A 24,831-nucleotide genomic window follows, 5' to 3' on the forward strand; every position below is an offset into this window, starting at 1 on the left:
AGGATAGATGTTTCGTCATTTTTTTACAAAATATTTAACTTAGTGAATGATTTAAAAGATAAAATGTTTCCTTTTATATATATAAATGGTATTCAAGGGGGCGTTTTCGCTTAAGGAACACTATAAATCCCGAGGCTTATGGTTAGAAATAGAAGGTGAAGGGATGTATAATTGGTAAATAAAAGTAAGGGGGAATGATGGAATGATTTCAAATATTGGGGAAATGATCACCTTACATAATGGAGTTAAAATGCCACAGTTGGGTTTTGGTGTATTCAAAGTGAAAAACGGCAATGAAACCGTTGAGTCCGTCAAGAAAGCGATCGAAGTTGGATATCGTGCGATCGATACGGCGGCCATTTATGAAAATGAAGAAGGTGTTGGTCAGGCGATTCGGGAATGCGGCGTGCCTCGTGAAGAATTGTTCATTACATCTAAAGTGTGGAATACAGAACAAGGATTCGAAACGACGCTCCAGGCATTTGATGATAGTTTAAATCGCCTTGGCTTGGAATACCTGGATTTATACTTGATCCATTGGCCGGGAAAAGATAAATATCTGGAAACCTGGAGAGCTTTGGAAAAGCTTTATAAGGATGGAAAGGTGAAATCGATCGGTGTAAGTAATTTCCATGTTCATCATTTGGAAAATTTACTTGCAAACAGTGAAGTGAAGCCGGTCGTCAATCAAATTGAATTGCATCCACTTTTGACTCAAGTCGAAATTCGTGACTACTGTGCAAAGCATGAAATAAAGGTGGAATCTTGGAGCCCGCTAGGCAGAGGGAACCTATTGGAAGAGCCGACAATTAATCATATAGCGAAGAAGCACGGGAAAAGTTCAGCACAAGTGTTGATTAGATGGCATCTGCAACATGATTTAGTTGTAATACCTAAGTCGATTACGCCGTCCCGTATCGAGGAAAATGCACAGGTATTTGATTTTTCATTAAGCCTGAATGAAATGAATCAAATAGATGCCTTGAACAAAAATGAACGGTTCGGCAGCAATCCCGATGAACTTTTGTTCTAAAAAGAATACTGCAATTGATAGGAGGGTGTCCCGATAATTGGGGCATCCTTTTTCTTTTTCCTTTATGAACATAATTGAGACAGTTACTGCTTATACTAACAATGTGACAAAGTTAAAGCCTATGGTATACCCGTTTAATATGTCTGATAATCCTGTTTTCGTTGCCAAATATTTTTAAAAAAATTAGGTTTTAGATTAATTAAACGGGGAAAATAATGAGTACAGCGGCAAACAAAAAGAAAAAAATCACTAACATGAGGGATTGTCCAATCAGTTACTCAAGGGCTATAGCTAGCTAACTCTACCCAATAACTAAAACATTCACATTCATTAGATATTGTGCGAAATCGGCATCATACCATTTGAATGTAAAAGTTAAAATAACTGAAAAAAGGCATGACAATATGGAAGTGATTTGATTTCTTGGAGTCTGCTGCAGAAATGAAAAAAATAACTAATTTGAAGGAGGAAATATATTATGGGATTTTTATGGTCATTAATTATCGGAGGTATCATTGGTTGGTTAGCAGGTATGATCGTTGGACGTGACGTACCATTTGGAATTATCGGTAACATTATCGCTGGTTTTGTTGGTGCATGGTTAGGTTCATTAATTCTTGGAAACTGGGGACCTTCAGTAGCTGATTTCGCTATAATTCCAGCATTGATTGGTGCAATCGTATTTGTCTTCGTCTTAAGCCTTATCTTAAAAGGCATGAGAAAAGCTTCATAAATACAAAAATAAAGCTGGCCCAAGTGGCCAGCTATTTTTTTTTGCCAAAATGAACGGATTTCGTTCCGACATGCGTATATTCGGCCGTATAGCGGAAGAATCCGAGCCAAAAAGCAGAAACTCCGTCCGAAATGGAACGGTGTTTTTCTGTTTAAATGGTCCCATCGAATATTTCAGGTTCATCAATGAAAGGAGCTTCAACAATCATTTTTTCTTCTGAAATGGGGTGGATGAATTCGATTTTCCTTGCATGAAGGGCTTGACGTGGAAATGTCCTTTTTCCGCCATATAAGGTATCTCCGGCCAAGGGGTGGTTCAAATGACTGAAATGCACCCTGATCTGATGGGTTCTGCCGCTTTCCAGAGTGCAGCTGACGAGCGTCAAGTGTTTCTTAGAATCGCGTTTGAGCACCCGATAGTGGGTGACCGCCGTCTGTCCTGTAGGGGAAACCCTTCTTCTCGTGGCATGGTGGCGGTCGCGGCCAATTTTTTCTTTGATTTCGCCTTCATCCTTTTTAATGTTTCCTTCGACTAAAGCTAGGTAAGTCCGCTTGATTTCCCTTTCTTCCAACATTCTATCCAGCATGGACCCAATGAGGCGGTTTTTGGCAAAAAGGACCGCGCCGGTAGTATCTTTATCAAGCCGATGAATATGCTTGATCATACAGGTCTGGCCGGTTTGTTGAAGATGGTGCGCGACTCCATTGAGGAGGGAGCGTGCTTCCCCCGGTTGAGATGGGTGAGTATCCATTCCAGCCGGTTTATTGGCTATCAACAACACATCATCTTCATATAAGATGGAAATTCCTAAGTCTGCCGCTTGAACTGTTTCATTTTCAGCGTGATCCAATAAGGGGATGCTGATCGTATCTCCTTCATTAAGGCTAGTTGACCATGTGACGGAATTCCCGTTCACTGTCACTTCTTTACTCATCCTCCATTCATGCACTAATTTCTTTGGGGCCTTCCAACGCTCCCTAAAAAGCTTTTCCAATGTTAATCCATTACAACTTTGGAGAACTTCCATTATTAAATATTGGTTAGTTATTCTGAAATTTTCCAATTTAACTCCTACTTTCGACTGCTTTGATTTTTGATTAAATGAAAAAAATATATAATAATTAAGAATTAGTCATGAAAAAGTAACCTTGGACCTATTGCTGAAATTTTCGTGGTGGAAATTACCACATATTTTTTACAATATTTATGTTATTCTATTGGGAAAGAAATCGCTTGTCCTAGAATATACATATAATAGATAGGTCTAACGGATCTGAAAAAAGGTGGTTTTTTTAGTGAAGACGGTCTTTTCTTCAACGGAAGAACAAGAGCAAGAAATAGCGAGTCTCGTTTCTTGTTTCTACGAAACTGTATTTCCAAAATACTTTACGGAAAGTGAAATCCTTCATTTTCGCGAGATTGGCGTTTTAGAGCCCAATCAAAGTTCTGCTACTTACTTGGCAACATTAAGAGACGCATTTCAAGTAATGACATGTCTTCAAGTCCTTATGTCGATATTAGACAAACAAAAGAGAGAAGATTTTATAGTGATGGAACCTGAATCTGAAGAATTGTTCCAACATAACATCACTCTATTGAATGAATGCGGAATATTCTTCCCCTTTTATTATGACCATTTTTCAAGTATGAACCATGAAGCGGATAATGATATGCAGATGATGGACATCCAAGTGGCGAATCAATATTTAGTATAAGGCAAAAAAAATGAGCCGGCTATAACGGGAGAAGCATTTCCGTTAGGGCCGGCTCATTTTTTCTTTCCTTAATTAATATCGTGGTCCTTGAACCATTTCTCGAACGTTTCCGCATCTTTATAGCCAACGATCCGTTCTTGTTCCTGACCATTTTTATAGTGAACGATCGTCGGTGTGCTTTTGATGCCATAATCGCTAAATCCTTGTTCAAACTCCAAAAGATTGTATTGAACTAGATCGATTCCCAATTTTTCTGCCAAAGGAGCTACGATTGGCGTGGTCTTTTGACAATGCGGGCACTCAGGACTATAGAAATAAACGGTCACATCTTCATTATCCTGGAGGTCCTGCTCCAATTCTTCCGGCAGGATCAAGTTTTGATAATTGGGGTCATCCAGCTGATCGACAGTAGCGGGTTTAAGCTTATCCTTACCGTATGGATTTCCTTTTGATTTTTCTTCTTTTTTCATGTTTGTAAAAACGCCCAGCAGGACAAATATCGCGACGATTATCACTAAAAATATAGCCATTTTCTTCATTAAGCTGCAACCTCCTTGGATCTTGTCCATATGATGTAACTGCATATGAAAATAATGATGAATGCAGTCAAGGCTAGGAACGGGATGGTGATGAAACCAAATACGTTTATATATTGTCCTGTACATGGAACCCTTCCGCATGCAAGGGTGTGGTCAGAAAAGAATGAAACCTTTTGTATCAAGAAATGGTACGTGGAAATGAATGCACCGATAGCGGATAATATCATCGTATAAAAGCTGATCCAATAATCTTTTCGAATGATTGCAATTCCTAAAATGATCGTAAAAGGATACATGATGATCCGCTGATACCAACAGAGCGCACAAGGTTCATATTGCTTGATTTCAGAAAAATATAAGCTTCCAAACATAGCAATGATGGAAGCAGCCCAGGCTACAAATAATAAGTTTTCCACACTGCGTTTTGTATTGTTCATGGTTCCTCTTCCCCATCTCTTTTTACTCTCATGAAAAGTATAGTATGTAAGGACCGCGTCTGTAAAATATATATTCTTTTAACGGACATTCAGAATGTTTTTATTTGAAATCCTTGGGTAGGTTCGGTTGTTTTAATTTTTGAATAAGGGGTATAATTCTTATGGAAGAGATTAAAGGAGTCTGAGGAAAATGCCTAATTTGGACCTGCATAAATATGAAAAAATAATGGAAATACGTAATATGAGGCAAGGAGACATAGATGAAATAATTGCTTTGCAGTCGAGTTGCTTTCCTGGAATGGTTCCCTGGAAGCGAGATCAGCTTGAGAGCCATCTGGCAATTTTTCCGGAAGGGCAGTTTGTGGCTGAATATGATGGAAAAGTGATTGGCTCATGTTCCAGCCTCATTATTAATTTTGACGAATATGATGATCGCCATACATGGGATGATGTAACCGATAATGGGTACATCACGAATCATAATCCGGACGGTTATAATTTATATGGAATCGAGGTCATGGTTCATCCTGAATTCCGCAGGATGAAAATTGGTCAAAGACTATACGATTCAAGGAAAGAACTTGTTGCCCATTTAAATTTAAAAAGCATCATTATCGGGGGAAGGATCCCGAATTACCATAAACATGCGGATGAACTGTTACCAAGGGAATATGTGAAAGAAGTGCAATTGCATAAAATATATGATCCGGTTCTTTCGTTCCAGCTACTAAATGGTTTTACACTTATGAGGATCAATCCGAATTACTTGCCGGATGATCTGCAATCCAATAAGTATGCTACGCTCATGGAGTGGAATAACGTTGATTATCAGCCGAAAACAAAACGTTATTATAAAACATCAGAACCGGTACGGATTTGCGTCGTGCAATACATGCTGCGTAAAATCGATTCATTCGAAGACTTCGCTAACCAAGTCGAATATTTCACAGACGTTGCTTCGGATGCTAATGCGGATTTCGCCGTGTTCCCGGAATTGTTCACCACCCAGCTGATGTCTTTCTTGAATGAAAGATCACCAAGCTTGGCTGTCCGGAAACTGTCGGATTTTACGGAGCAATACATTGAATTGTTTACCACTTTAGCTGTAAGGTATAACGTCAATATCATCGGCGGTTCCCATTTCGTTAAAGAAGATGATGACAATATCTATAATATCGCTTATTTATTCCGTCGCGATGGGACAATTGAAAAGCAATATAAGATTCATATTACACCGAATGAAAGAAAATGGTGGGGGATTAACGCAGGTGACCGCGTTCGTGTCTTTGATACGGACTGTGGAAAAATCGCGATACAAATTTGTTATGATATCGAGTTTCCGGAACTCGCCCGGATCGCTACCGACATGGGAGCCAAAATCATATTCACTCCATTTTGTACAGAAGACAGGCAAGGCTACCTGCGAGTTCGTTATTGTGCCCAGGCCCGTGCCGTGGAAAACCAAATTTATACCGTCATTTCCGGAACGGTCGGAAATCTTCCGCAAACGGAAAATATGGACATCCAATACGCCCAATCGGGAATCTTCTCTCCATCTGATTTCGAATTTGCGCGTGACGGCATAGTCGGGGAAACCAGCCCGAACCTTGAGATGGTCCTCATTGGCGATGTTGATTTGGAGATCTTAAGGCGGGAGCGTCAGTCTGGTACTGTTAAGCAATTGAAAGATCGCCGCCATGATATTTACCATTTGCATTACAAAGATGGTGAAAAATAAAGAGGAAAACGAGCTCGGATGTGAAGAACGCTGGATTATGTTCTTTTCATTACGAGCTTTACTTCATTTATTGGAATAAATGTGATAATTTTGTATATGTAAGGCAGATACATAATGATTACAAATAAGGCGTTTTGGAGGAGATGTTGGAGATGAACTGGAAATCTTTATACACCACTTGGGCAGGGTACCAGAATTTAAATGGGGAATTACGTGTCCTCCTTGAGGAAATGCACCGGGATGAAGCACAACTCGAAGATGCCTTTTATAAAAATTTGGAATTTGGAACAGGCGGAATGCGTGGGGAAATCGGGGCGGGAACGAACCGGATGAATCTTTATACTGTAAGGAAGGCAACGGTTGGTTTGGCTCAATATATCTCTTCGTTTGGGGAAGAAGCAAAAGGAAGGGGGGCGGTGATCGCTTATGATTCGAGACATAAGTCCCCGGAATTTGCACTCGAAGCAGCTAAGACCTTGGCTACATTTGGGGTGAAGGCTTATTTATTCGATGAATTGCGCCCGACTCCAGAATTGTCATTTGCGGTTCGAGAGCTGAATGCTTTTGCTGGAATCGTCATCACGGCAAGCCACAATCCGCCTGAATATAATGGTTACAAGGTTTATGGGCCAGATGGGGCACAATTGCCACTGGAAGCAGCGGATCAAGTGATCAGCTACGTGAATGCCATAGAAAGTGAGCTTGAAATTCAGGTTGAAGAAGCTGAAGTCCTTAAAGGGCAGGGCCTCATCGAAATGATCGGGGAGGAATTGGATGCAGCATATAATCGTGAGCTGCTAACGGTTCCCGAGAATCCGCAGCTTGCCGAGGAAATAGATGTGTCAATCGTCTTTACACCGCTTCATGGAACGGCAAATAAATCCGTCAGGCGGGCACTGCAAAGCTTAGGGTATCAAAATTTGCATATCGTTAAGGAGCAGGAATTGCCAGATCCGGATTTTTCGACAGTTCAGTCACCAAATCCAGAGGAACCAGCTGCATTTGAAATGGCCATTGAGCTTGGAAACAAGGTGGAAGCGGACTTATTGATAGCAACGGACCCAGATGCCGATCGTCTTGGAATTGCCGTGAAAAACGAGATGGGCCAATATGTTGTCCTGACTGGAAATCAAACAGGTGCCCTTTTCCTGGACTATTTACTGTCCCAGAAAAAAGAAAAAGGGAAGATTCCTCAAAATGGGGTCGTCTTAAAAACCATCGTCACTTCTGAAATCGGGCGGACGATCGCCGAGTCATATGGCTTGAAGACGGTTGATGTACTTACAGGGTTTAAGTTCATCGCCGAGAAAATAAATCAGTATCATGAAAGCGGGGAAAATAGCTTTTTGTTCGGATATGAAGAAAGCTACGGTTATCTGATTAAAGACTTTGCACGTGATAAGGATGCCATTCAAGCTGCAGTGCTTGCTGTCGAAGTCTGTGCCCATTATAAAAAGCAGGGATTGACACTATATGAAGGGCTGCTGAATGTGTTTGAAAAGTACGGCTTTTACTTGGAAGGATTGCGTTCATTGACTTTAAAGGGCATTGAGGGAGCGAAACAGATTTCTGGAATATTGAATCAATTCCGTCAAAATCCCCCTTCCCGAATAGCTGGCATTCCGGTAGTCGCTGAAGAAGATTATCAAAGCAGCAGAAGGCGTACATTACTTTCAAATGGTGAAGAATTGATCGAGCTTCCGAAATCAAATGTATTGAAGTATTTCCTTGAGGATGGTACATGGGTTTGCCTGCGTCCTTCAGGCACTGAACCGAAAATTAAATTCTATTTCGGGGTCCAAGGTAAATCAATGCAGGAAGCTGAATCCAAGTTATCGGGAGTCATGGAAGATTTCATGAGCAAGATCGAAGCGTTGGTTTAAATGTATGAAAGCTAAACGAAAGACTTCTTCGGTCTTTCGTTTTTTTTTGAGGGCAATTTTTAGTTGCATGAAAAATCAAAATTCTAGGAAATTCCTTTTCTGTTTTGGTATACTGTATTGGCGACTGATCTCGGAAAACATCGGGAATAATGGAGGTATATATTCATGAAATTAGTAATCATTAATGGTTCACCACGTAAACAAGGGCGTACGGGGATTGCCTCACGCTACATATCCAAGAAATACGGAGCGGAACTTATTGATTTAAGCAATAGCGAAATCCCTTTATATTCAGGTGAAGGTGAGCAATATCAATTGGAAGTGATTCAAGGTCTTCGGAAAAGCATCGAGGAAGCTGATGGCGTAATTCTGACCACTCCGGAATATCATGGTTCCATGAGCGGAGCCTTGAAAAATGCCTTGGATTTTCTAAGCAGTGAACAATTCACGCATAAGCCAGTCGCTCTATTGGCTGTCTCGGGCGGAGGAAAAGGCGGGATCAACGCCTTGAATTCCATGAGGACAGTGGGTCGAAGCCTTTATGCAAATGTGATCGCCAAACAATTGGTTCTGGATCCACATTGCTTCGATTACGAAAATGATGGTTTATTTGAAGAATCTGCGGTACTTGTAGAAGGCATGATTGAAGAACTTAAAATGTATGCAACTGCATATGCCACAATGAAAAAATGATGAGATGAGGGTCAGGTATTAAAATACCTGACCCTTCCTTGTTTTTATAGGGTTTCACCAGCCAAAGTTATATCCCCGAAGATCAATCCTCTTGTATAAATTTTCCCGTTTTGCAAAAACTATAGTTGATTTTAGCTTGGAAGTTCACTTAAATAATCACTTGTTTTCTCTGCCGCATGATCCAGATAACGAAGCAGTGCATACAGCTGGGATTGAACGATTTGATAATCATGCTCAAACCTGTAAGCGTGCAAAAAATGTTCTATTTTTTTCGAAAGAAAGTGATCTTTCGTTCGAACCATCAATACTAACAAGCTGTCCCAATCAGAACGGTGTGTGTGAAACAATGCCTGATCATAATCCGCAATCCTCATGTTCTTCTCCCCCTTAATAAGGAGCTATTTGTATTTTGTTCAGATATGACAGAACATTTCCTTACAATAAGTGGCGATGTATTTGGACCGCGGTTGTTGCTTTTTACCTGAATAAAAATAAAAGGTGAGTACATGAGAAAAATAATGGTAATTGGAATGCTGGTGCTGCTTTTTTTCCCTGAACCATCGCTTGCGGCAAAAGTGTATTCCCCTGAACAGATGGAAATGGATCTGAAAGTAATCCAAAAGCAGTATGGATTGGACGTTCAAATAATCGGGCAAACTGAAAAGGGGAAAAATATAAAGGCAGTCAAGTTAGGAAAAGGGAAAAGATCGATTTTGCTGGTGGGATCACATCATGGACGGGAATGGCTTAGCTCCATACTTTTAATGCGTATGCTTGAAGAGTATGCAGCCGCCTATCAAGCGGGCAGACCTGTTGGAGAATATCAAACGGAATCATTGGATAAGGTGAGCATCTGGTTCATCCCGATGCTGAATCCAGATGGGGTCAGCATCCAGCAAGGAGATTTATCCAACTTAAATGTTCTTGAAAAGGCTGCAGTATGGAAAATGAACCGATTTAGCAGGAATTGGTCCCGGTGGAAAGCCAATGCTAAAGGCATTGATTTAAATAGGCAGTATCCGGCTGGATGGAAAGAAGTCATGAGTCATGAAACAAAACCGACGTATCAATTTTATAAAGGCCGGCAGCCACTGGAAGCAGCTGAAGCGAAAGCGCTCACGGATTTCACGAAGGAGATCGATCCTCTTATTGCCGTTTCCTATCATACCTCAGGAAGGGAAATCTTTTGGCATTACAAAAATAAACGAAAAAATATGGCAAGGGATTATGGGATTGCCAAAAAGGCTGCCGAATTGACTGGATATGAACTGACATTTCCGGAAAAAGAAGCGGTTGGAAGCGGGTTTACGGATTGGTTCATAACTGAATTCCACCGCCCGGGAATGACGATCGAGCTTAGTTATTTAGTGGATGAAACTAATCCGCCATTGACTGTGTTTCCTGAGGAGTGGGAGAGGAATCGATTAGTTGGAATCATGCTTGTAAAAGAAGCGAAGCAGCTGCATAACAACTGAATAATTTTACATAATAATACTAAGCGGAAAGTATGAGGAGGAAAAGATTTTGAAAAAAGTCATCGTGATGCTAATGGGGATTTTTTTGATTATGCAAGCAGGATCCATTTCAGCGCATGCCCAAAAACCCGATTACGAAAAATACGGAAAAATTGCGATTACAGTAGTGCAGGCAGATTATCCTGAAGTTGAGATTACCGATTACGAATATAAGGGCAGAAAAACTGTAGCGAAAAATCTAGTCGAAGACGATTTCAGATTTTCAGTCAAGAATAATGGTCAGGAGTTCAATGTCATCGTGACCGTACAACATGATTTGAAAAATGAAAAATTACTTAGTTTGAAGGTCACAGAACAAAAAGGAAAGTGAGATCGGAACAAACGGAATACTTAGGGTATGCACCTTACCGAACATCTTCACCTGGAGAAGATGTTTTTTTCTGATTTTTTTTAAAAGGTTGTCCAGAAATGGTGGATATCGGATTAGCTGCCAATGGGAAGTGATGCCAGCCGTTCAGCTGCCATGAAGTTTTCATTGCATTTATGAGCAACTAACCAGTATAGTTAGTATCAGATTGAAACAATAAGCTTGATTGTAGGGGTATCAGAAAATGAGAAAGTTTAAGAAAGTTTATGTGGAAATTACGAATATATGTAATTTGAAGTGTAATTTTTGTCCAAGCTCCAGCTTGCAAAGGACCCTGAAATTCATGGATCCAGAAGGGTTTACGGAAGTTATCAAGAAAATCAAACCACACACCGATCATATTTATTTTCATCTGATGGGTGAACCGTTTTTAAATAAAAATTTGGGTACATTCCTGGATATCAGTGCTGAAAATGACCTGAAGGTTAATATTACAACGAACGGTACTTTGATTCAAAAGGTCAAAGACAAGCTGCTCTCCAAAAAAGCCCTTCGGCAGGTGAATATTTCACTTCATAGCTTTGAGGCAAACGATACGAGCAATAGTCTTGACTCTTATGTCAGTAATATTGCCGATTTCATAAATGAGGCTAATGAAAAAAGTGAAGTGATTTGTGCCATTCGTTTATGGAATATGGATACGGATGAATTAAAAGCGAGTAATGGCCTGAACGACGATATTCTGAGCATGCTGGAGGAGAAGCTTTCATTGGACATTCGCTTAAGTGAAGCTCTTCAGCAAAAGAATAATATAAAGTTGAGGGACCGGGTTTATATAAACATGGCCGAAAAATTCGAGTGGCCGGAATTGGACCGTGACATCATCGATGAAAATATTTTCTGCTATGCTCTTAGAGATCAATTAGGCATCTTGGTGGATGGTACAGTCGTACCATGTTGCTTGGATAGTGAAGGAAAAATACCGCTGGGAAATATATTCGAAACATCACTTGAAGACATTTTAAATGGTGAACGGGCGAAAAATATGTATGATGGTTTTTCAAGAAGATGTGCAGTTGAAGAATTATGCAAACGATGTGGCTATGCAAAGCGTCATAAAAAATAAATGAAGGAAAACCACAGAGTCCATCTTCGTGGTTTCAGATTGCAGGCAAACTCGATGAAAACTCAGTTTGCCTCCAGTTTTTTATTTGAAAAGTTCAGTTGATTTCAGAAATCCGCTCCCTTTCCACTGACTGTCTGCCAACCCTCCTCGGCGCAAGCGCCTTTGGTGTCTCGGCTAGCCAGCCCTTCGGCAGGAGTGTCGCAAATTTCTTCAATCCAATGAGATTACAGAATAAACCCATAAAGACTGGACACTTTATTCGGCAGTTCACGCAGTTTATCGACCTAAACCACACTTTATTCGGCAGTTCACGCAGTTTATTCGACCTAAACCACACTTTATACGACGGTTCACGCAGTTTATCGACCTAAACCACACTTTATACGACGGTTCACGCAGCTTATCGACCTTAAACCACTCTTTATTCGACGGTTCACGCCCAGTATTCGACCTACCCCGTACATTATTCGACCGTTGACGCCCAGTATTCGACCTACTCCGAACTATATTCGACGGTTCACGCCCAGTATTCGACCTACTCCGCACATTATTCAACCGTTGACGTATTTTTTTCGACCTTCACCTCACTATTCGGACTCCGACCCCCATTTTGTCGCCAAACTGAAATCACGGAGTCTCTCTTCATGGTTTTTTTGTGATTGAAGCATTGCTCTCTCATTTTTTATTAAAAATTCAGAATATTATTGTTTTATTAAAAGTCCCGTGATAAAATACTCTCTATTATTGATGAAGTGAAAACTTCATATTGTCATATAAAATGTTTTGGATTCATATCTTGCTTTAGAGGGGATGTTTTATGGATTTACAGCAAAAAGTTAAAGAAGTATTCCCTGGTTTATCTACTGGTCAAAAAAAGGTAGCAAAATACTTGTTAGTGCATTCACATACATTTGCAGTCACTTCGGCTCAAAAGATTGGAAAGGATATAGGAGTGAGTGAAACGACCATAATCCGTTTTTGCTATTCATTGGGGTTAAGTGGATATGCGGAACTTCAAAAGCTCATTCGCAATCAGTTGATATACGAGAGAAGCAGTTTGGATGAATATCATTCTTCAAAACTTGAAGCCGCGAATCAGCCAAACATCATGGCTCAAGTGATGGGGCAGGATATCATCAGCATCGAAAAGACAATGAAAAATTTATCAAATGAAGATTTCTCCAAAACAGTCGATAAATTGGCGGCAGCTGATAATGTTTTGATATCCGGACACCGATTATCATTTTCGGCAGCACATTGGTTAACCTTTACGCTTAGGCTTGTTAGAGAAGAGGTTCATTTATATAGGCCTGATACAGATGATATTTTTTTACTGTTGAATAAAATGACTGAAAATTCCGTTTTCTTAGCCGTTTCATTTCACCGCTATGTTAAAGAGACTGTGAAAATAACGGAAATGGCCAAAAAAGCGGGGGCATTTGTAATTGGTGTTACGGATTCCGAACTGGCTCCGATTGCTGAATACACTGACATTTTATTGCCCATTTCAACACCAAGGACTTCCACTATCGATACGGCACCGGTGTTATTCTCATTATTGAATAGTTTAGTAGCTGGTGTATCGATTAAGGACGAACAGGGTTTCAAAGAAAGAAAAGCTATATATGATGCGTTCAATCAAGACGATTTTTTCTTTTGAGATAAAACTTCCAGCAGTTCGGTGAACAAGCCGATTAAACCGGTTTACAAGGGGGAGACAGAAATGGATATCACACAATCTATCGAAAAATTAAGGCCTCGTATACTCGATATCTTTGACCATTTACACGCACATCCTGAAACGAGTTGGAATGAAGTGAATACGACAGCTTTCATTTCAAATATTTTAACGGAGAATCAGTGTACGGTGAAAACATTCGAGGACTGTACAGGAGTGATTGGGGAAATCGGGGATGGGAATTTCACGGTCGGGTTACGATCGGATATCGATGCACTTTGGCAGGAGGTGCATGGGACGTTTCAGGCCAATCATTCCTGTGGACACGATGGGCATATGACCTTGGCACTTGGAGTATTCCTGGTATTGAAGGAAATGGACTTTCGACCAAGAGGCAAGCTGAAATTCATTTTCCAACCTGCTGAAGAAAAAGGTACGGGTGCCTTGAAGATGATTGAAGAAAAGGTATTGGATGATGTCGATTTCCTTTATGGAGTCCACTTAAGACCGGTTGAGGAAGTGAAGGATGGGCAAGCGGCACCAGCCATTGTCCATGGAGCCGCTCAGTTCATTAAAGGTGAAATAGCGGGAACTGATGCGCATGGGGCCAGACCGCATCAAGGGCAAAATGCCATCGAGATAGGGGCGGCATTCATCACTTTATTAAATGGTATCCATCTCAATCCATCCATCCCTTATTCGGCAAAAATGACGCAGTTTTTTGCTGGCGGCGAAAGCTCCAATATCATCCCGGGGAGAGCCACTTTTTCATTGGATTTACGGGCACAGGATAATGCTGTGATGGAAGAGCTCACCAAAAAGGTGGAAAAGGTTGCAGAATCCTTGGCCATTGTCCATGGAGTCGAAGTGAAACTCGAACCGGGAACCACTGTTGCTGCAGCAACCGTAAACGAACAAGCCCAGGAAATAATGTCTGAAGCGATAGCCGATACGCTCGGGGAAGAAAATCTGGTAGCGCCTGTCATTACAACCGGGGGAGAGGATTTTCATTTTTATACGGTGAAAAGACCTGAACTCAAAGCGACGATGCTTGGATTGGGCTGTGATCTGGCACCAGGGCTCCATCATCCGAACATGACGTTCAACAAAGATGCCCTGTTATCGGGAATCGAAATCCTGGCCAAAGCCATCATCCTTACTTTCGAGAGATATGGAGAGGGGGGCCGCTTACATGACTGATGAATTAATCATTAAATCCCTATCCACACTGGAGGATTTACAATAAGTGCAGCACTTGAAATCCTTGTATGGGGTATGGTTTGTGTTCCGACCCATCAGACGATTACCGCATTCGCCACGCTAGCCCGTAATGGGAGGGACCATGAGGAATAAGCTATGTGGTATCGGATTGGGGATTGGGTATCCTGTTTTCCTTGCAAGTTTCGTTGGCTTTATTAAATTGGTTGGGACGGTATACCCAGTCACAGGTTACTTAGGTTTTGTCATCATTGTAGCACTTATCATTTCCCGGATCCGTTCAAAAACGAATAAAGAGGCTGTGAATACGGATTTCGCGAAATTTTAATATCAAAGGGATTTGGTGCAGAACTGCATGAAACATTTGGCCTGACATCTTCTACATGGAGGTGTTTTTTTTCTGTTATCGAGGACCTTTACTCATGATCACGGCATTTTTCCTCCTTTTTTTCATACATTAGTTTAAAGGCGGAAGACAAGGGGGATATCGGATGAATGAAGCGGAGCAAAAGGCTCTGGAATATGCCATTAGTGAAATTACCGAAATAGCAACTGGGTTCGGGTTGGATTTTTACCCGATGCGTTATGAAATTTGCCCTTCAGAAATCATTTATACATTTGGTGCCTATGGGATGCCGACCCGTTTTTCTCATTGGAGCTTTGGGAAGCAATTTCATAAAATGAAGCTGCAGTACGACTTTGGATTAAGTAAAATCTATGAACTGGTCATTAACTCTGATCCTTGTTACGCTTTTCTGCTGGACTCCAATTCACTTGTACAAAATAAATTGATTGTTGCCCACGTTTTGGCGCATTGTGATTTCTTTAAGAATAATATACGCTTCAATAATACTAAGAGAGATATGGTAGAAAGTATGTCGGCAACGGCAGAAAGAATCCGTGAATATGAAATACTGCATGGCAAAAAGGAAGTGGAAACCTTCCTTGATGCACTTTTAGCCATTGAAGAACATATCGATCCGTCGCTGATGAGACCGAAGCTTGCCTGGACGATGGAGGATGAGGAAGAAGAAGAGGAAATAAAACCGACAGCCACACAATACGATGATTTATGGAACCTTGAAAATAAGGATAAACCGAAGAAATCCAACATTAAAAAAAGAAAAAAATTCCCGCCAAGGCCTGAAAAGGATATTATGCTTTTCATTGAACAGTACAGCAGGGATTTAACCGAATGGCAACGGGATATCATGACGATGATCAGGGAAGAGATGCTGTATTTCTGGCCGCAGCTGGAAACGAAAATCATGAACGAAGGCTGGGCATCATACTGGCATCAGCGCATAATCCGTGAATTGGATCTATCCTCAGGGGAAGCCATTGAATTCGCGAAACTGAACGCAGGCGTCGTTCAGCCATCAAAGACCAGCATCAATCCTTATTATCTCGGCTTGAAAGTGCTTGAAGATATTGAAGAACGCTATGATAATCCAACCGAAGAAATGATCAGGCTGGGCGTCAAGCCTGGATCTGGCCGGGAAAAGATGTTCGAAGTCAGGGAAATCGAATCGGATATCTCCTTTCTCCGCAATTATTTGACGAAAGATCTGGTCATGCGGGAGGATATGTATTTATTCCAAAAGCAGGGCAAGGATTATAAAATCGTCGATAAGTCATGGGAACATGTTCGTGATCAACTCGTCAGTATGAGGGTTAACGGCGGTTTCCCTTATATCACAGTAAATGATGGGGACTTCATGCGCAATGGGGAACTTTATTTAAAACATTGGTATGAAGATATTGAACTGGATCTGAAATATCTCGAAAAGGTCATGCCATATATCTATCAGCTTTGGGGCCGCCCCGTGCATATGGAATCAGTCATGGAAGGAAAAGAAGTCCTGTTTTCCTATGATGGAAAAGGCATTCACCGGAAATATTTATAAAGCTGAAAAAACTGCCGGTCACTCGGCAGTTTTCTTGTTTTATCTTGTTAAAGACTACTTTGAATAAAAAATCCATAATACTTGTAATTTGCAATTATTAATGTTATAAATCGACTATAGAATATTGAAAAAATCATGTGGCAAACGAAAGGGGAAAGGCATGATCATTCGTGAAGCGATTGAAACGGACATGGACTCTGTCAAAGATATGTACAATCAAGGGATTGAGGATAGAATTGCCACGCTGGAAACGGAAACGAAGGATAAAACCTACATGGAGGAATGGTTTGCTAAGCACGTCGGGCGTTATAAGTTAATTTTCGCCGAGCAAGAAGGGGAAATTGTTGGTTGGTCTTCCTTGAACCAATATAACAGCCGCAATGCTTAAAAAGGGGTTGCCGATTTATCCGTTTACATCTCGAGAGATCATCGAGGAAAAGGGATAGGCGGTTTATTGCTGCAATCGATCGAAAAGCTCGCAATAGAAAATGACTTCAATAAAATTGTGTTATTCACTTTTCCTTTTAACCAGATTGGTCAAGGATTGTACAGAAAACAAGGTTTTCGCGAAGTGGGAGTGTTTAAAAACCAGGGAATAATGGATGGGGAATATGTCGATGTCATGGCTATGGAGAAATTACTGTAAAGTAAATAGGGGGGTGGAGGTTATGACCGTTAACCATTCAAGCATATTGTCTGTTGAATATTTCGAGGCCTATTTCAAGCTGGTAATAGCATCTCGTGAACCTGTGGCGGATAATGCAAAGAAATACATCGAACAGAATTTTTTCAAAGGCAAGAAGTGTTATTATGGCGAGCAGACTCGACGGAAATTCATAACGGCTTTTAATAAGCTAATGGATAAATAAAAAAGTTGCAATTTGCAAATAATACAGGTATAAATAAAGTGAGGTGACAGAAATGGAAAATGAAAACCTTAGAGGTCTCTTCCAACTCTTGACTAGACGGTTTGGATTATTGAATAAAAATTGCTGCAGCGCAGATGGGATAGAGATTTCACTCGTTCAAAGCCATATCCTGTATGAAATAAACCGACAAAACAATTCTTCCATCCAGCAAATTGCAGAAACACTGGGGACGGACATTACGACGTTCAGCCGACAAATCCAATCCTTAATAAAATTGAATTTGGTCAAAAAAACGCAAGATGCTGAAGATCGGAGAATTTCTACCCTTTCCCTGACCGATGAAGGAATGAAGGTCAATCAATTAATCGATCAGCAAATGAATGATTACTTGAATGAAATCTTCAAGACAATGAATGAGTTTGAAAAGGAATCCGTCGTGCGTTCTCTGAAACTGCTTAATGATAAAATGCTGAAGTCTTCCGTATGCTGTACTACTCCCTGGGGGTAGTATAATTTTTCAATAATACTTGCAACTTACAACTTTTTAATGGGTGAAAATATAGGAGGGAATATTTATGGTTCAATTTGATAAAAGAGGATTGCCGGTAGCCATTATAGGCGGGGGTCCTGTGGGGCTTGCCGCAGCCGCTCACTTACTAAAAAAAAGGGAGAAGTTTATCGTTTTGGAAGCGGGGGACTCAGTGGGTTCCAGCCTGCTGGAGTGGGGACACGTCAGAATGTTTTCCCCATGGCAGTATAACATCGATCAAACAGCAAAGGAATTACTTGAGCAGTCTGGGTGGACTTCACCCAACCAAGAAGCTTTGCCAACAGGTCGTGAAATGGTAGAAGAATACCTTCTGCCACTAAGTAACCTTCCAGAAATAAAAGAACAGATCATGTTAAGGGCAAAAGTAGTCGGTGTTGCTAAAATGGCACACGATAAATTGAAAACTGGAAAACGGGACACCGTTCCCTTTCAACTCTATGTAGAGGTGGAGGGTGGCACAAAAGTCGTTGAAGCGAAGGCTGTTATTGATTCATCCGGTACTTGGAGGAATCCAAACCCGATCCTTTCCAACGGTATCTGGACGAATGCCGAAAGAAAATTACACAATCAAATTCACTATGGCATTCCAAACGTCGTCCAACTGGAAAATAGATATCAAAATAAATCAATCATGGTGATTGGGAGCGGTCATTCTGCAATAAATGCCCTATTGGATCTCGCATCATTACAGCAAAAGTTTACGGATACAAAAATCTACTGGGTTCTTCGTAAAAAACAGATCAATGAAGTGTACGGCGGTCAAGAAAACGACGGCTTGGCGGCTCGTGGAGAACTTGGCATTAGAATTCAGCAATTAGTGGAGTCTGGACGAATCAATATCCTCACCCCCTTTCATATTAACGGAGTTTATCCAGCAAAAGGTAAAATAACTGTGACGGGAGAACTGAACGGGGAAGAATTCACTCTCGGCGATATCGAGGAAATCGTTGTAAGTACGGGTTTTAGACCAGATACATCCTTTTTAAATGAAATTAGGATAAACCTCGATTCAGCTGTCGAAAGCATAAACGCGCTTGCTCCGCTTATTGACCCCAATATCCATAGCTGCGGAACGGTGCGACCGCATGGTGAACAAGAATTACGGCACCCTGAAAAGAACTTCTACATTGTTGGCATGAAGAGTTATGGAAGAGCACCTACATTCTTACTGGCAACAGGATATGAACAAGTCCGTTCCGTGGTGGCTTATTTAACAGGGGATGTCGAGGGGGCAAAAGAAGTGCGCTTGGAACTTCCTGAAACAGGAGTTTGCAGTGTGAATCTGGCATCCAGTTCATGCGATTCTAATATTCCTGCAACTAAAACAAACGAAAGTTCTTGCTGTGGGAGTCCTGTTCCAGTGAGATTGGAAATTAAAAATAATACCTGTCGTAAATAAAATAGAAGACCAGTCTGAAGTCAGGCTGGTCTTTTCCTAAAAACATGATTAATGGCGGAGCAGCTTTATCCTTAATGGCTTGTCAGATTACCATTAAAAAGTTGATAGCAAAATTAATTTTCTAAGTATCTATATAAAGTGGATTTACTAATCCCTGTTTCGTTTTTAATTTCAGCTAGACTGAATTTTTTACTTTCGTACATGATAATCGCACGCTGTACATTTTCATCGGGTTTTCTAGGTCGGCCCGTTGTAATTCCTTTTTGTTTTGCGTCTGATAATCCTTTTTTTGTTTTTTCGCTGATCACATCACTTTGAAATTCTACAAGGTGCTTTACGATATCATAAAAGGGATATCCAGATTGATTTTCAGTGTCAATGTCCTCTTTAAGTGAGTGGAGAAAAGCTCCTTTACCATCCATCATTTCCAATAATTCAACTAAATGCCGTGTAGAGTATGCTAAAGCAAATAGATTTGTAACAACTATTTTATCTCCTCGATCGAGGTTGTTCATCAGGTCATCAAGTTGCGTTCTTCTTTTAGCGGATGAATGTTTTCTTTGGAAGGAGCCTTCTTATTTATTTTAAAGGGGTGTCTTCAGAATATCAGGAAAAAATATAGAGGCAGAGTGTGCCCAATATTCCCTTTTCTTTGAGTTTTTACTTGTATGTTGATCTCGGTCTTTTTTTTTAGAAAAGGTAAGAAATACAGTCTTTCAATGGTAAGTACAAAAGCTTTATTAGGTTAAAATTATATTGCTGAATATTTAATGCTTGATTAAATAAGAATATGCTTATACAATGATACTGAATAATTACATAAGTATATACTTATTTACTTTAGGATAGGAGGGATGAAATGCTATGAATGAAGCGTTGGATTTGGAAACCACGGCAAACATTCTTAAATTACTAGGTGATAAAACCCGTTTGACCATGATTAAGATCATGGCTGAGCATGAATGCTGTGTCTGTGAATTTGTGGATTTATTCGAGATGAGCCAGCCAGCTATCAGCCAGCATTTACGAAAGTTGAAAGATAGCGGAATCGTGAATGAAGCAAGGAGGGGACAATGGGTTTTTTATTCGTTAAACCCGTCTTCTTCCTATTACTCATTTATTCAGACGGTCATCAAGGACTTGCCAAGTCAAAATTTTAAATTAGAAGAATTAACAGCACAAGGAAAACGGATTTGTTGTGACTAACTAGGAGGTACTACTTCAGTGGGATCAGTTATTTTGGCAGTTATCATCTTTTTATTAACACTCATATTCGTCATCTGGCAGCCAAAGGGATTGTCGATCGGATATTCAGCTTGTGGCGGTGCGGTTTTGGCCTTACTTGTTGGAGTCGTGGATTTTACTGATGTCATAGACGTGACATCGATAGTCTGGAACGCCACACTCGCCTTCATCGCCATCATCATCATCTCGCTCATTTTGGATGAGATAGGATTTTTTGAATGGGCAGCACTGCATATGGCTAGGGCGGCCAAAGGAAATGGAGTAAGGATGTTTGTCTATGTAAGTATCCTCGGTGCTCTTGTGGCTGCTTTTTTTGCGAATGACGGAGCGGCACTTATTCTTACACCGATTGTATTAGCAATGGTTCGGGCCTTGAAATTTAGTGATAAAATGATTTTCCCGTTTATCATCGCCAGTGGGTTCATTGCCGATACAACCTCACTGCCTTTGGTGGTGAGTAACCTTGTAAACATTGTATCCGCAGACTTTTTCAATATCAGTTTCGCCGAGTTTGCTTCAAGAATGATCGTACCGGACATCTTTGCACTTGTAGCAAGCATCTTGGTTTTATATTTGTTTTTCCGTAAAAGCATACCGAAAAATTACGATGTATCACAGCTTAAAAAACCAGCGGAAGCCATTCAAGACCACAGAATGTTTAGGCTGTCATGGATCGTATTAGGGATATTGCTGGTTGGTTATTTTGCAAGTGAATTTATTGGGGTTCCTGTATCCATCATTGCAGGCATCGTCGCCATCTTCTTCCTCATGATGGCTAGAAGGAGTCCAGCGGTCAACACGAAAACCGTTATCAAAGGCGCACCATGGGCAATCGTCTTTTTCTCAATTGGAATGTATGTAGTGGTGTACAGCCTGCGAAATGTTGGATTGACGAATGTATTAACAGATTTAATCCAAGTTACCGCCGATCAAGGATTATTCGTAGCAACGATTGGGATGGGCTTCATCGCTGCCATTCTGTCATCACTTATGAATAACATGCCAACCGTCATGATTGATGCCCTTGCCATTTCCGACACCCATACAACAGGCGCAATCAGGGAGGCCCTTATCTATGCCAATGTCATCGGTTCGGACTTGGGCCCGAAAATCACTCCGATCGGTTCTTTGGCTACGTTATTGTGGCTGCATGTCCTTTCTTTAAAAGGCGTGAAAATCTCATGGGGAACCTATTTTAAAACAGGAATCATCTTAACCATCCCAACATTGTTCATCACATTGGTCGGCTTATATATATGGTTACAAATTATTCATTAAACACTTACTTTACCAACAAGGGAGAGAAACAGCATGGCTAAAAAAACACTTTACTTCTTATGTACAGGGAACTCTTGCAGAAGCCAAATGGCAGAGGCATGGGGGAAGAAATATTTAGGTAACGAATGGGAAGTGCTTAGCGCAGGAATCGAGGCCCACGGGTTAAATCCAAAAGCTGTAAAAGCAATGAATGAAGTTGGATTGGACATCTCCAATCAAACATCGGATATCATCGACCCTGACATATTGAATAATGCCGATTTTGTCGTTACATTATGTGGCGATGCGGCAGACAAATGTCCAATGACGCCACCGCATGTTAAACGTGAACATTGGGGCTTTGATGACCCGGCAAAAGCCGAAGGAACAGATGATGAAAAATGGGCTACCTTCCAACGTGTTCGTGATGAAATAGGAGAAAGAATTGCACGTTTCTCTAAAACGGGTGAATAAATAAAATTGAAAAGCCGTGAGTGTTAGTAGGCGGGCAAAAGACCATAAAGAAAAAGCTGCCAAAATTGGCAGCTCTTTTCATCATTAAATCTTAATATCGACCTTAGCATTTTTCTGAAGTTCTTCCACATGCTTCACAAGCTTTTCTTGTTTCTTTTGCTGCTCTAGTTGTTCCTTGATTTGCGGCTTCATTTCTTCGAGTTTCTGTACCTTCTGTCCGCTTGTTTTAGCTTGCTCTGCAACCTGGTCGTAATACTTTTGGATTTCTTCATCAGTTGCTTCTTCCACTTTAATCTCTTTTTCAACGTACTTCGTATATGGGATGTTCTCTGCGATCTGAGCATTCAGCGTTTCCGTATTCAGACCTGCTTGCTTCATCGCTTCCTTGAATTTCTCTTCACTCTCATATTGCTTTTCAATTTCGGCAAGTTGCTTTTCAATTTCGGCCTTGGAAGCTGTGTAGCCCTTTTTATCAGCTGCTTGAAGCAGCAATGTTTGCCCCACTAAAGAGTTGAGCGTTTGCTCTTTAATTTGTTTGGCTCCCTCCTTGGTTGTTGGGTCTTGTCCGAATTGCTGCATCTGCATTTGTGTGGTTGACAGCACGGTATTATATTCCGCACCTGAAATTTTTTCGTCATTGACGATGGCCACCGTTTTCTTTTCATCCACCTTTTGCTTGTCTAGTTTCTTCTGCATTTCTTCCATCTGTTTTTGCTGTTCCTCAGTTGCTTTAGCCGTTTCTTTCTCAGTTGTCTCTTTCTCGTCATTTTTCTTATCTGCTTCATCGTTCGAACCACAAGCCGTTAGAACAACTGCCAATAATCCAATGATGATTGGGTACAATAGTTTCTTCATATTTCAGTCTCCTCTCGTATTCAATGCTAAAAAATCATCTAATGCGCATTATAAAGGAATTTCCCATTAAAACACAATAAATTCATTCTTTTTTTCCAGAAAACAGGAAGATAGTATAGGCATTATCTCATTATATAAGTGTAACATTCGCGGAAATGAACCCATTTACCCTTCGACATGCAAAATTCTTAATGGGAATGCGAAGGCTTGATACTTGGTGGCAGTCAGAAACTTGTAATCAATCTCTTAATCACAAAACGTAACTACTGTAAATTGGTTTAGTAAAAGAAAGACTCGTCAGAAGATTCTTTGATACTCTTCTAGAATTAAGCGGTTTAAACTCCAGGTTAGTATTCAAAACATACAAAAACACATTTCCTTTTTCCTACAGAAAGCGCCTAACAATTTTAAAGGCAAGTTATTAATATAAAGACAAGGAAAAAAATCCAATTTAAAATAAGAGACTATCTGTTGATTTGTCGGAGCTTCCATTACAGTTTGGTCCTAATAAAGGAGGATACAATTCATGGACGTGGTTGAGTAAGAGTGTAGATTATGTAAGCGCTCATAAATCAATACATCCTATGGGTTATTATCATTAATCTTTAAATTATATTCTAGGAGGATAATTGAATGAAAATAAAAAAGTCTCCCTTTCTTTCTTTACTAATGGTTGGTATTCTCGCCGTTGCTACTCCACTTGCTAGTGCAGCTGACAACAAGGCTAAAATGTTAGAAGTCCCTATTAAGGAACCTTCTGTTAATTTAATATCAGAAGTTGTTTACTCTCAGCAACCTATTTATGGTGATTCCAATGTTCCACTAGAAATGGATATATTACAGCCTGAAGGTAAAAAACCACTTCCTGCAGTTGTATTTGTACCAGGAGGTGGATTCATGTCAGCTAATAAAGATAAGTCTGTACAACAAAGAATGACTATTTCAGAGGCAGGTTACGTTGTCGCTAGTATTGAATATCGGGTTACACCTCAGAGTACCTTCCCTTCATCACTTGAAGATGTGAAAGCGGGCATTCGCTACCTGCGTGCCAATGCTGAAAAATTTAATATCGACCCTGAGAATATCGTTGTAATGGGTAGTTCAGCTGGCGGATATCTTGCTGCGTTTGCTGGAATAACAAATGGTTTGGCGGAATTCGATAAAGGGGAAAATCTAGATCAAAGCAGTGATGTGAAAGCGGTTATCGATTTATATGGACTTTCTGACTTAACGAGAGTTGGAGATGGCTTTTCAGAAGAGATTCAGGCACTTCACAAATCTCCTTCTGCACCAGAAGGTATGTGGGTAAATGGACCTTCCGTAATGAGCCCTGGTGGTTCAATTTTTGATAATCTTGAAAAAGCAGCCAAAGCAAACCCCATCACGTATATCACTAAGAATGCACCTCCGTTTTTAATCATGCACGGAGATAAAGATACACTTGTTTCACAAAACCAAACTGAAATATTACACGAAAATTTAATTAACAAAGGGGTTGATTCCACTTATTATGTTGTAAAAGGTGCTGGCCATGGTGGAACTCACTGGGTGCAACCAAAAGTCTTGAAAATCTTGATTAACTTCTTAGATAAACACGTAAAAGGTAAAGAAAATAAAAAGAACTAAAGTGAGAAAAATGA

27 protein-coding genes and 2 pseudogenes are annotated in these 24,831 nt (G+C 40.5%); 21 read left to right on the forward strand and 8 right to left on the reverse strand.

Annotated features, from left to right (window positions below):
- Positions 1–202: 202 nt before the first annotated feature.
- Positions 203–1,033, forward strand: a complete 831-nt coding sequence (locus tag J7E52_RS01415) for an aldo/keto reductase (protein ID WP_214743358.1) — start codon at positions 203–205, stop codon at positions 1,031–1,033.
- 478 nt (positions 1,034–1,511) lie between these two features.
- Complete coding sequence (locus tag J7E52_RS01420; protein ID WP_179086047.1) at positions 1,512–1,766, forward strand: GlsB/YeaQ/YmgE family stress response membrane protein; 255 nt, start codon at positions 1,512–1,514, stop codon at positions 1,764–1,766.
- A 151-nt stretch (positions 1,767–1,917) separates the two neighbouring features.
- Here the strand turns inward: J7E52_RS01420 and J7E52_RS01425 are convergent, their stop codons facing one another.
- Positions 1,918–2,829 carry an RluA family pseudouridine synthase gene (locus tag J7E52_RS01425; protein WP_286197347.1) on the reverse strand — a complete coding sequence of 304 codons (912 nt, stop codon included), beginning with the start codon at positions 2,827–2,829 and terminating at the stop codon, positions 1,918–1,920.
- Between the two features lie 232 nt (positions 2,830–3,061).
- Here J7E52_RS01425 and J7E52_RS01430 point away from each other — a divergent pair, with 232 nt between their 5' ends.
- Positions 3,062–3,481, forward strand: a complete 420-nt coding sequence (locus tag J7E52_RS01430; protein WP_214743359.1) for a DUF5365 family protein — start codon at positions 3,062–3,064, stop codon at positions 3,479–3,481.
- Between the two features lie 68 nt (positions 3,482–3,549).
- On the opposite strand, the gene J7E52_RS01435 is transcribed toward J7E52_RS01430, so the two are convergent.
- Entirely contained in the window at positions 3,550–4,020 is a 471-nt protein-coding gene (locus tag J7E52_RS01435) for a thioredoxin family protein (RefSeq protein WP_214743360.1), read from the reverse strand.
- The gene (locus J7E52_RS01440; protein ID WP_214743361.1) at positions 4,020–4,457 is read right to left on the reverse strand and encodes a disulfide oxidoreductase; all 438 of its coding nucleotides are present in this window, start codon (positions 4,455–4,457) and stop codon (positions 4,020–4,022) included. The genes J7E52_RS01435 and J7E52_RS01440 overlap by 1 nt, the downstream gene beginning before the upstream one ends.
- 190 nt (positions 4,458–4,647) lie before the next feature.
- Here J7E52_RS01440 and J7E52_RS01445 point away from each other — a divergent pair, with 190 nt between their 5' ends.
- The 3 genes from J7E52_RS01445 to J7E52_RS01455 all read left to right on the forward strand — a co-directional run bounded on the left by J7E52_RS01445 (position 4,648) and on the right by J7E52_RS01455 (position 8,771).
- Positions 4,648–6,195 (forward strand): carbon-nitrogen hydrolase family protein, encoded by a 1,548-nt coding sequence (locus J7E52_RS01445; protein WP_214743362.1) that lies wholly within the window; start codon positions 4,648–4,650, stop codon positions 6,193–6,195.
- A 152-nt stretch (positions 6,196–6,347) separates the two neighbouring features.
- Complete coding sequence (locus tag J7E52_RS01450; RefSeq protein WP_214743363.1) at positions 6,348–8,078, forward strand: phospho-sugar mutase; 1,731 nt, start codon at positions 6,348–6,350, stop codon at positions 8,076–8,078.
- A 165-nt stretch (positions 8,079–8,243) separates the two neighbouring features.
- Positions 8,244–8,771 (forward strand): NADPH-dependent FMN reductase, encoded by a 528-nt coding sequence (locus tag J7E52_RS01455; protein WP_053533937.1) that lies wholly within the window; start codon positions 8,244–8,246, stop codon positions 8,769–8,771.
- Between the two features lie 131 nt (positions 8,772–8,902).
- On the opposite strand, the gene J7E52_RS01460 is transcribed toward J7E52_RS01455, so the two are convergent.
- Entirely contained in the window at positions 8,903–9,145 is a 243-nt protein-coding gene (locus J7E52_RS01460) for a YhdB family protein (RefSeq protein WP_048689737.1), read from the reverse strand.
- A 132-nt stretch (positions 9,146–9,277) separates the two neighbouring features.
- On the opposite strand from J7E52_RS01460, the gene J7E52_RS01465 reads away from it, so the two are divergent.
- From J7E52_RS01465 to J7E52_RS01475, 3 genes are all read left to right on the forward strand, one after another.
- Positions 9,278–10,246 carry a M14 family zinc carboxypeptidase gene (locus J7E52_RS01465; protein WP_214743364.1) on the forward strand — a complete coding sequence of 323 codons (969 nt, stop codon included), beginning with the start codon at positions 9,278–9,280 and terminating at the stop codon, positions 10,244–10,246.
- Positions 10,247–10,295: 49 nt separating this feature from the next.
- Positions 10,296–10,616 (forward strand): DUF3889 domain-containing protein, encoded by a 321-nt coding sequence (locus J7E52_RS01470; RefSeq protein WP_214743365.1) that lies wholly within the window; start codon positions 10,296–10,298, stop codon positions 10,614–10,616.
- 241 nt (positions 10,617–10,857) lie between these two features.
- Positions 10,858–11,739: a radical SAM/SPASM domain-containing protein gene (locus J7E52_RS01475; protein WP_214743366.1), complete on the forward strand. Its 882-nt coding sequence runs from the start codon at positions 10,858–10,860 to the stop codon at positions 11,737–11,739.
- Between the two features lie 94 nt (positions 11,740–11,833).
- On the opposite strand, the gene J7E52_RS01480 is transcribed toward J7E52_RS01475, so the two are convergent.
- Positions 11,834–11,980, reverse strand: coding sequence for a hypothetical protein (locus tag J7E52_RS01480; RefSeq protein ID WP_214743367.1), 147 nt, complete (start codon positions 11,978–11,980; stop codon positions 11,834–11,836).
- Between the two features lie 576 nt (positions 11,981–12,556).
- On the opposite strand from J7E52_RS01480, the gene J7E52_RS01485 reads away from it, so the two are divergent.
- From J7E52_RS01485 to J7E52_RS01520, 8 genes and pseudogenes are all read left to right on the forward strand, one after another.
- Entirely contained in the window at positions 12,557–13,399 is an 843-nt protein-coding gene (locus tag J7E52_RS01485; RefSeq protein WP_214743368.1) for a MurR/RpiR family transcriptional regulator, read from the forward strand.
- Positions 13,400–13,462: 63 nt separating this feature from the next.
- Positions 13,463–14,617, forward strand: a complete 1,155-nt coding sequence (locus J7E52_RS01490; RefSeq protein ID WP_214743369.1) for a M20 peptidase aminoacylase family protein — start codon at positions 13,463–13,465, stop codon at positions 14,615–14,617.
- A gap of 142 nt (positions 14,618–14,759) precedes the next feature.
- On the forward strand, positions 14,760–14,963 hold the full coding sequence (locus J7E52_RS01495) for a hypothetical protein (protein WP_214743588.1): 204 nt from the start codon (positions 14,760–14,762) through the stop codon (positions 14,961–14,963).
- A 163-nt stretch (positions 14,964–15,126) separates the two neighbouring features.
- Positions 15,127–16,542: a SpoVR family protein gene (locus J7E52_RS01500; protein ID WP_214743370.1), complete on the forward strand. Its 1,416-nt coding sequence runs from the start codon at positions 15,127–15,129 to the stop codon at positions 16,540–16,542.
- Between the two features lie 160 nt (positions 16,543–16,702).
- Positions 16,703–17,188: pseudogene (locus J7E52_RS01505) on the forward strand (arsinothricin resistance N-acetyltransferase ArsN1 family A).
- A gap of 22 nt (positions 17,189–17,210) precedes the next feature.
- Complete coding sequence (locus J7E52_RS01510) at positions 17,211–17,411, forward strand: sodium/proton-translocating pyrophosphatase (RefSeq protein ID WP_214743371.1); 201 nt, start codon at positions 17,211–17,213, stop codon at positions 17,409–17,411.
- Between the two features lie 52 nt (positions 17,412–17,463).
- Positions 17,464–17,919 (forward strand): MarR family winged helix-turn-helix transcriptional regulator, encoded by a 456-nt coding sequence (locus J7E52_RS01515; RefSeq protein ID WP_214743372.1) that lies wholly within the window; start codon positions 17,464–17,466, stop codon positions 17,917–17,919.
- Between the two features lie 67 nt (positions 17,920–17,986).
- Entirely contained in the window at positions 17,987–19,360 is a 1,374-nt protein-coding gene (locus tag J7E52_RS01520; protein ID WP_214743373.1) for an NAD(P)-binding domain-containing protein, read from the forward strand.
- Between the two features lie 113 nt (positions 19,361–19,473).
- Here the strand turns inward: J7E52_RS01520 and J7E52_RS27240 are convergent, their stop codons facing one another.
- The gene (locus J7E52_RS27240; RefSeq protein ID WP_309476845.1) at positions 19,474–19,617 is read right to left on the reverse strand and encodes a helix-turn-helix domain-containing protein; all 144 of its coding nucleotides are present in this window, start codon (positions 19,615–19,617) and stop codon (positions 19,474–19,476) included.
- Positions 19,618–19,629: 12 nt separating this feature from the next.
- Positions 19,630–19,902 (reverse strand): annotated as a pseudogene (locus J7E52_RS27245) (recombinase family protein); the annotation flags it as partial.
- Between the two features lie 322 nt (positions 19,903–20,224).
- Between J7E52_RS27245 and J7E52_RS01530 the strand changes: the two are divergent.
- Genes J7E52_RS01530 through arsC form a run of 3 tightly spaced genes read left to right on the forward strand, consistent with a single transcriptional unit; the run spans position 20,225 to position 22,336 of the window.
- The gene (locus J7E52_RS01530) at positions 20,225–20,566 is read left to right on the forward strand and encodes an ArsR/SmtB family transcription factor (RefSeq protein ID WP_214743375.1); all 342 of its coding nucleotides are present in this window, start codon (positions 20,225–20,227) and stop codon (positions 20,564–20,566) included.
- Between the two features lie 18 nt (positions 20,567–20,584).
- Positions 20,585–21,883: an arsenic transporter gene (locus J7E52_RS01535; RefSeq protein WP_214743376.1), complete on the forward strand. Its 1,299-nt coding sequence runs from the start codon at positions 20,585–20,587 to the stop codon at positions 21,881–21,883.
- 33 nt (positions 21,884–21,916) lie between these two features.
- Entirely contained in the window at positions 21,917–22,336 is a 420-nt protein-coding gene (arsC, locus tag J7E52_RS01540) for an arsenate reductase (thioredoxin) (protein WP_214743377.1), read from the forward strand.
- Positions 22,337–22,420: 84 nt separating this feature from the next.
- Here arsC and J7E52_RS01545 read toward each other — a convergent pair whose 3' ends face one another.
- Positions 22,421–23,191 (reverse strand): SurA N-terminal domain-containing protein, encoded by a 771-nt coding sequence (locus tag J7E52_RS01545; RefSeq protein WP_214743378.1) that lies wholly within the window; start codon positions 23,189–23,191, stop codon positions 22,421–22,423.
- A gap of 633 nt (positions 23,192–23,824) precedes the next feature.
- On the opposite strand from J7E52_RS01545, the gene J7E52_RS01550 reads away from it, so the two are divergent.
- The gene (locus J7E52_RS01550; RefSeq protein WP_214743379.1) at positions 23,825–24,817 is read left to right on the forward strand and encodes an alpha/beta hydrolase; all 993 of its coding nucleotides are present in this window, start codon (positions 23,825–23,827) and stop codon (positions 24,815–24,817) included.
- Positions 24,818–24,831: the final 14 nt, after the last annotated feature.

Source organism: Bacillus sp. ISL-34 (assembly GCF_018613325.1).
Taxonomy (GTDB): Bacteria; Bacillota; Bacilli; order Bacillales; family DSM-1321; genus Peribacillus.

What these genes read in the sequence shown, in the direction of transcription:
- J7E52_RS01415 (WP_214743358.1), top strand. Translation starts at nt 203, where the DNA reads ATGATTTCAAATATTGGGGAAATGATCACCTTACATAATGGAGTTAAA.
- J7E52_RS01420 (WP_179086047.1), top strand. Translation starts at nt 1,512, where the DNA reads ATGGGATTTTTATGGTCATTAATTATCGGAGGTATCATTGGTTGGTTA.
- J7E52_RS01435 (WP_214743360.1), bottom strand. Translation starts at nt 4,020, where the DNA reads ATGAAGAAAATGGCTATATTTTTAGTGATAATCGTCGCGATATTTGTC.
- J7E52_RS01440 (WP_214743361.1), bottom strand. Translation starts at nt 4,457, where the DNA reads ATGAACAATACAAAACGCAGTGTGGAAAACTTATTATTTGTAGCCTGG.
- J7E52_RS01445 (WP_214743362.1), top strand. Translation starts at nt 4,648, where the DNA reads ATGCCTAATTTGGACCTGCATAAATATGAAAAAATAATGGAAATACGT.
- J7E52_RS01450 (WP_214743363.1), top strand. Translation starts at nt 6,348, where the DNA reads ATGAACTGGAAATCTTTATACACCACTTGGGCAGGGTACCAGAATTTA.
- J7E52_RS01455 (WP_053533937.1), top strand. Translation starts at nt 8,244, where the DNA reads ATGAAATTAGTAATCATTAATGGTTCACCACGTAAACAAGGGCGTACG.
- J7E52_RS01460 (WP_048689737.1), bottom strand. Translation starts at nt 9,145, where the DNA reads ATGAGGATTGCGGATTATGATCAGGCATTGTTTCACACACACCGTTCT.
- J7E52_RS01465 (WP_214743364.1), top strand. Translation starts at nt 9,278, where the DNA reads ATGAGAAAAATAATGGTAATTGGAATGCTGGTGCTGCTTTTTTTCCCT.
- J7E52_RS01475 (WP_214743366.1), top strand. Translation starts at nt 10,858, where the DNA reads ATGAGAAAGTTTAAGAAAGTTTATGTGGAAATTACGAATATATGTAAT.
- J7E52_RS01480 (WP_214743367.1), bottom strand. Translation starts at nt 11,980, where the DNA reads ATGGGTTTATTCTGTAATCTCATTGGATTGAAGAAATTTGCGACACTC.
- J7E52_RS01485 (WP_214743368.1), top strand. Translation starts at nt 12,557, where the DNA reads ATGGATTTACAGCAAAAAGTTAAAGAAGTATTCCCTGGTTTATCTACT.
- J7E52_RS01490 (WP_214743369.1), top strand. Translation starts at nt 13,463, where the DNA reads ATGGATATCACACAATCTATCGAAAAATTAAGGCCTCGTATACTCGAT.
- J7E52_RS01495 (WP_214743588.1), top strand. Translation starts at nt 14,760, where the DNA reads ATGAGGAATAAGCTATGTGGTATCGGATTGGGGATTGGGTATCCTGTT.
- J7E52_RS01500 (WP_214743370.1), top strand. Translation starts at nt 15,127, where the DNA reads ATGAATGAAGCGGAGCAAAAGGCTCTGGAATATGCCATTAGTGAAATT.
- J7E52_RS01510 (WP_214743371.1), top strand. Translation starts at nt 17,211, where the DNA reads ATGACCGTTAACCATTCAAGCATATTGTCTGTTGAATATTTCGAGGCC.
- J7E52_RS01515 (WP_214743372.1), top strand. Translation starts at nt 17,464, where the DNA reads ATGGAAAATGAAAACCTTAGAGGTCTCTTCCAACTCTTGACTAGACGG.
- J7E52_RS01520 (WP_214743373.1), top strand. Translation starts at nt 17,987, where the DNA reads ATGGTTCAATTTGATAAAAGAGGATTGCCGGTAGCCATTATAGGCGGG.
- J7E52_RS01530 (WP_214743375.1), top strand. Translation starts at nt 20,225, where the DNA reads ATGAATGAAGCGTTGGATTTGGAAACCACGGCAAACATTCTTAAATTA.
- arsC (WP_214743377.1), top strand. Translation starts at nt 21,917, where the DNA reads ATGGCTAAAAAAACACTTTACTTCTTATGTACAGGGAACTCTTGCAGA.
- J7E52_RS01545 (WP_214743378.1), bottom strand. Translation starts at nt 23,191, where the DNA reads ATGAAGAAACTATTGTACCCAATCATCATTGGATTATTGGCAGTTGTT.
- J7E52_RS01550 (WP_214743379.1), top strand. Translation starts at nt 23,825, where the DNA reads ATGAAAATAAAAAAGTCTCCCTTTCTTTCTTTACTAATGGTTGGTATT.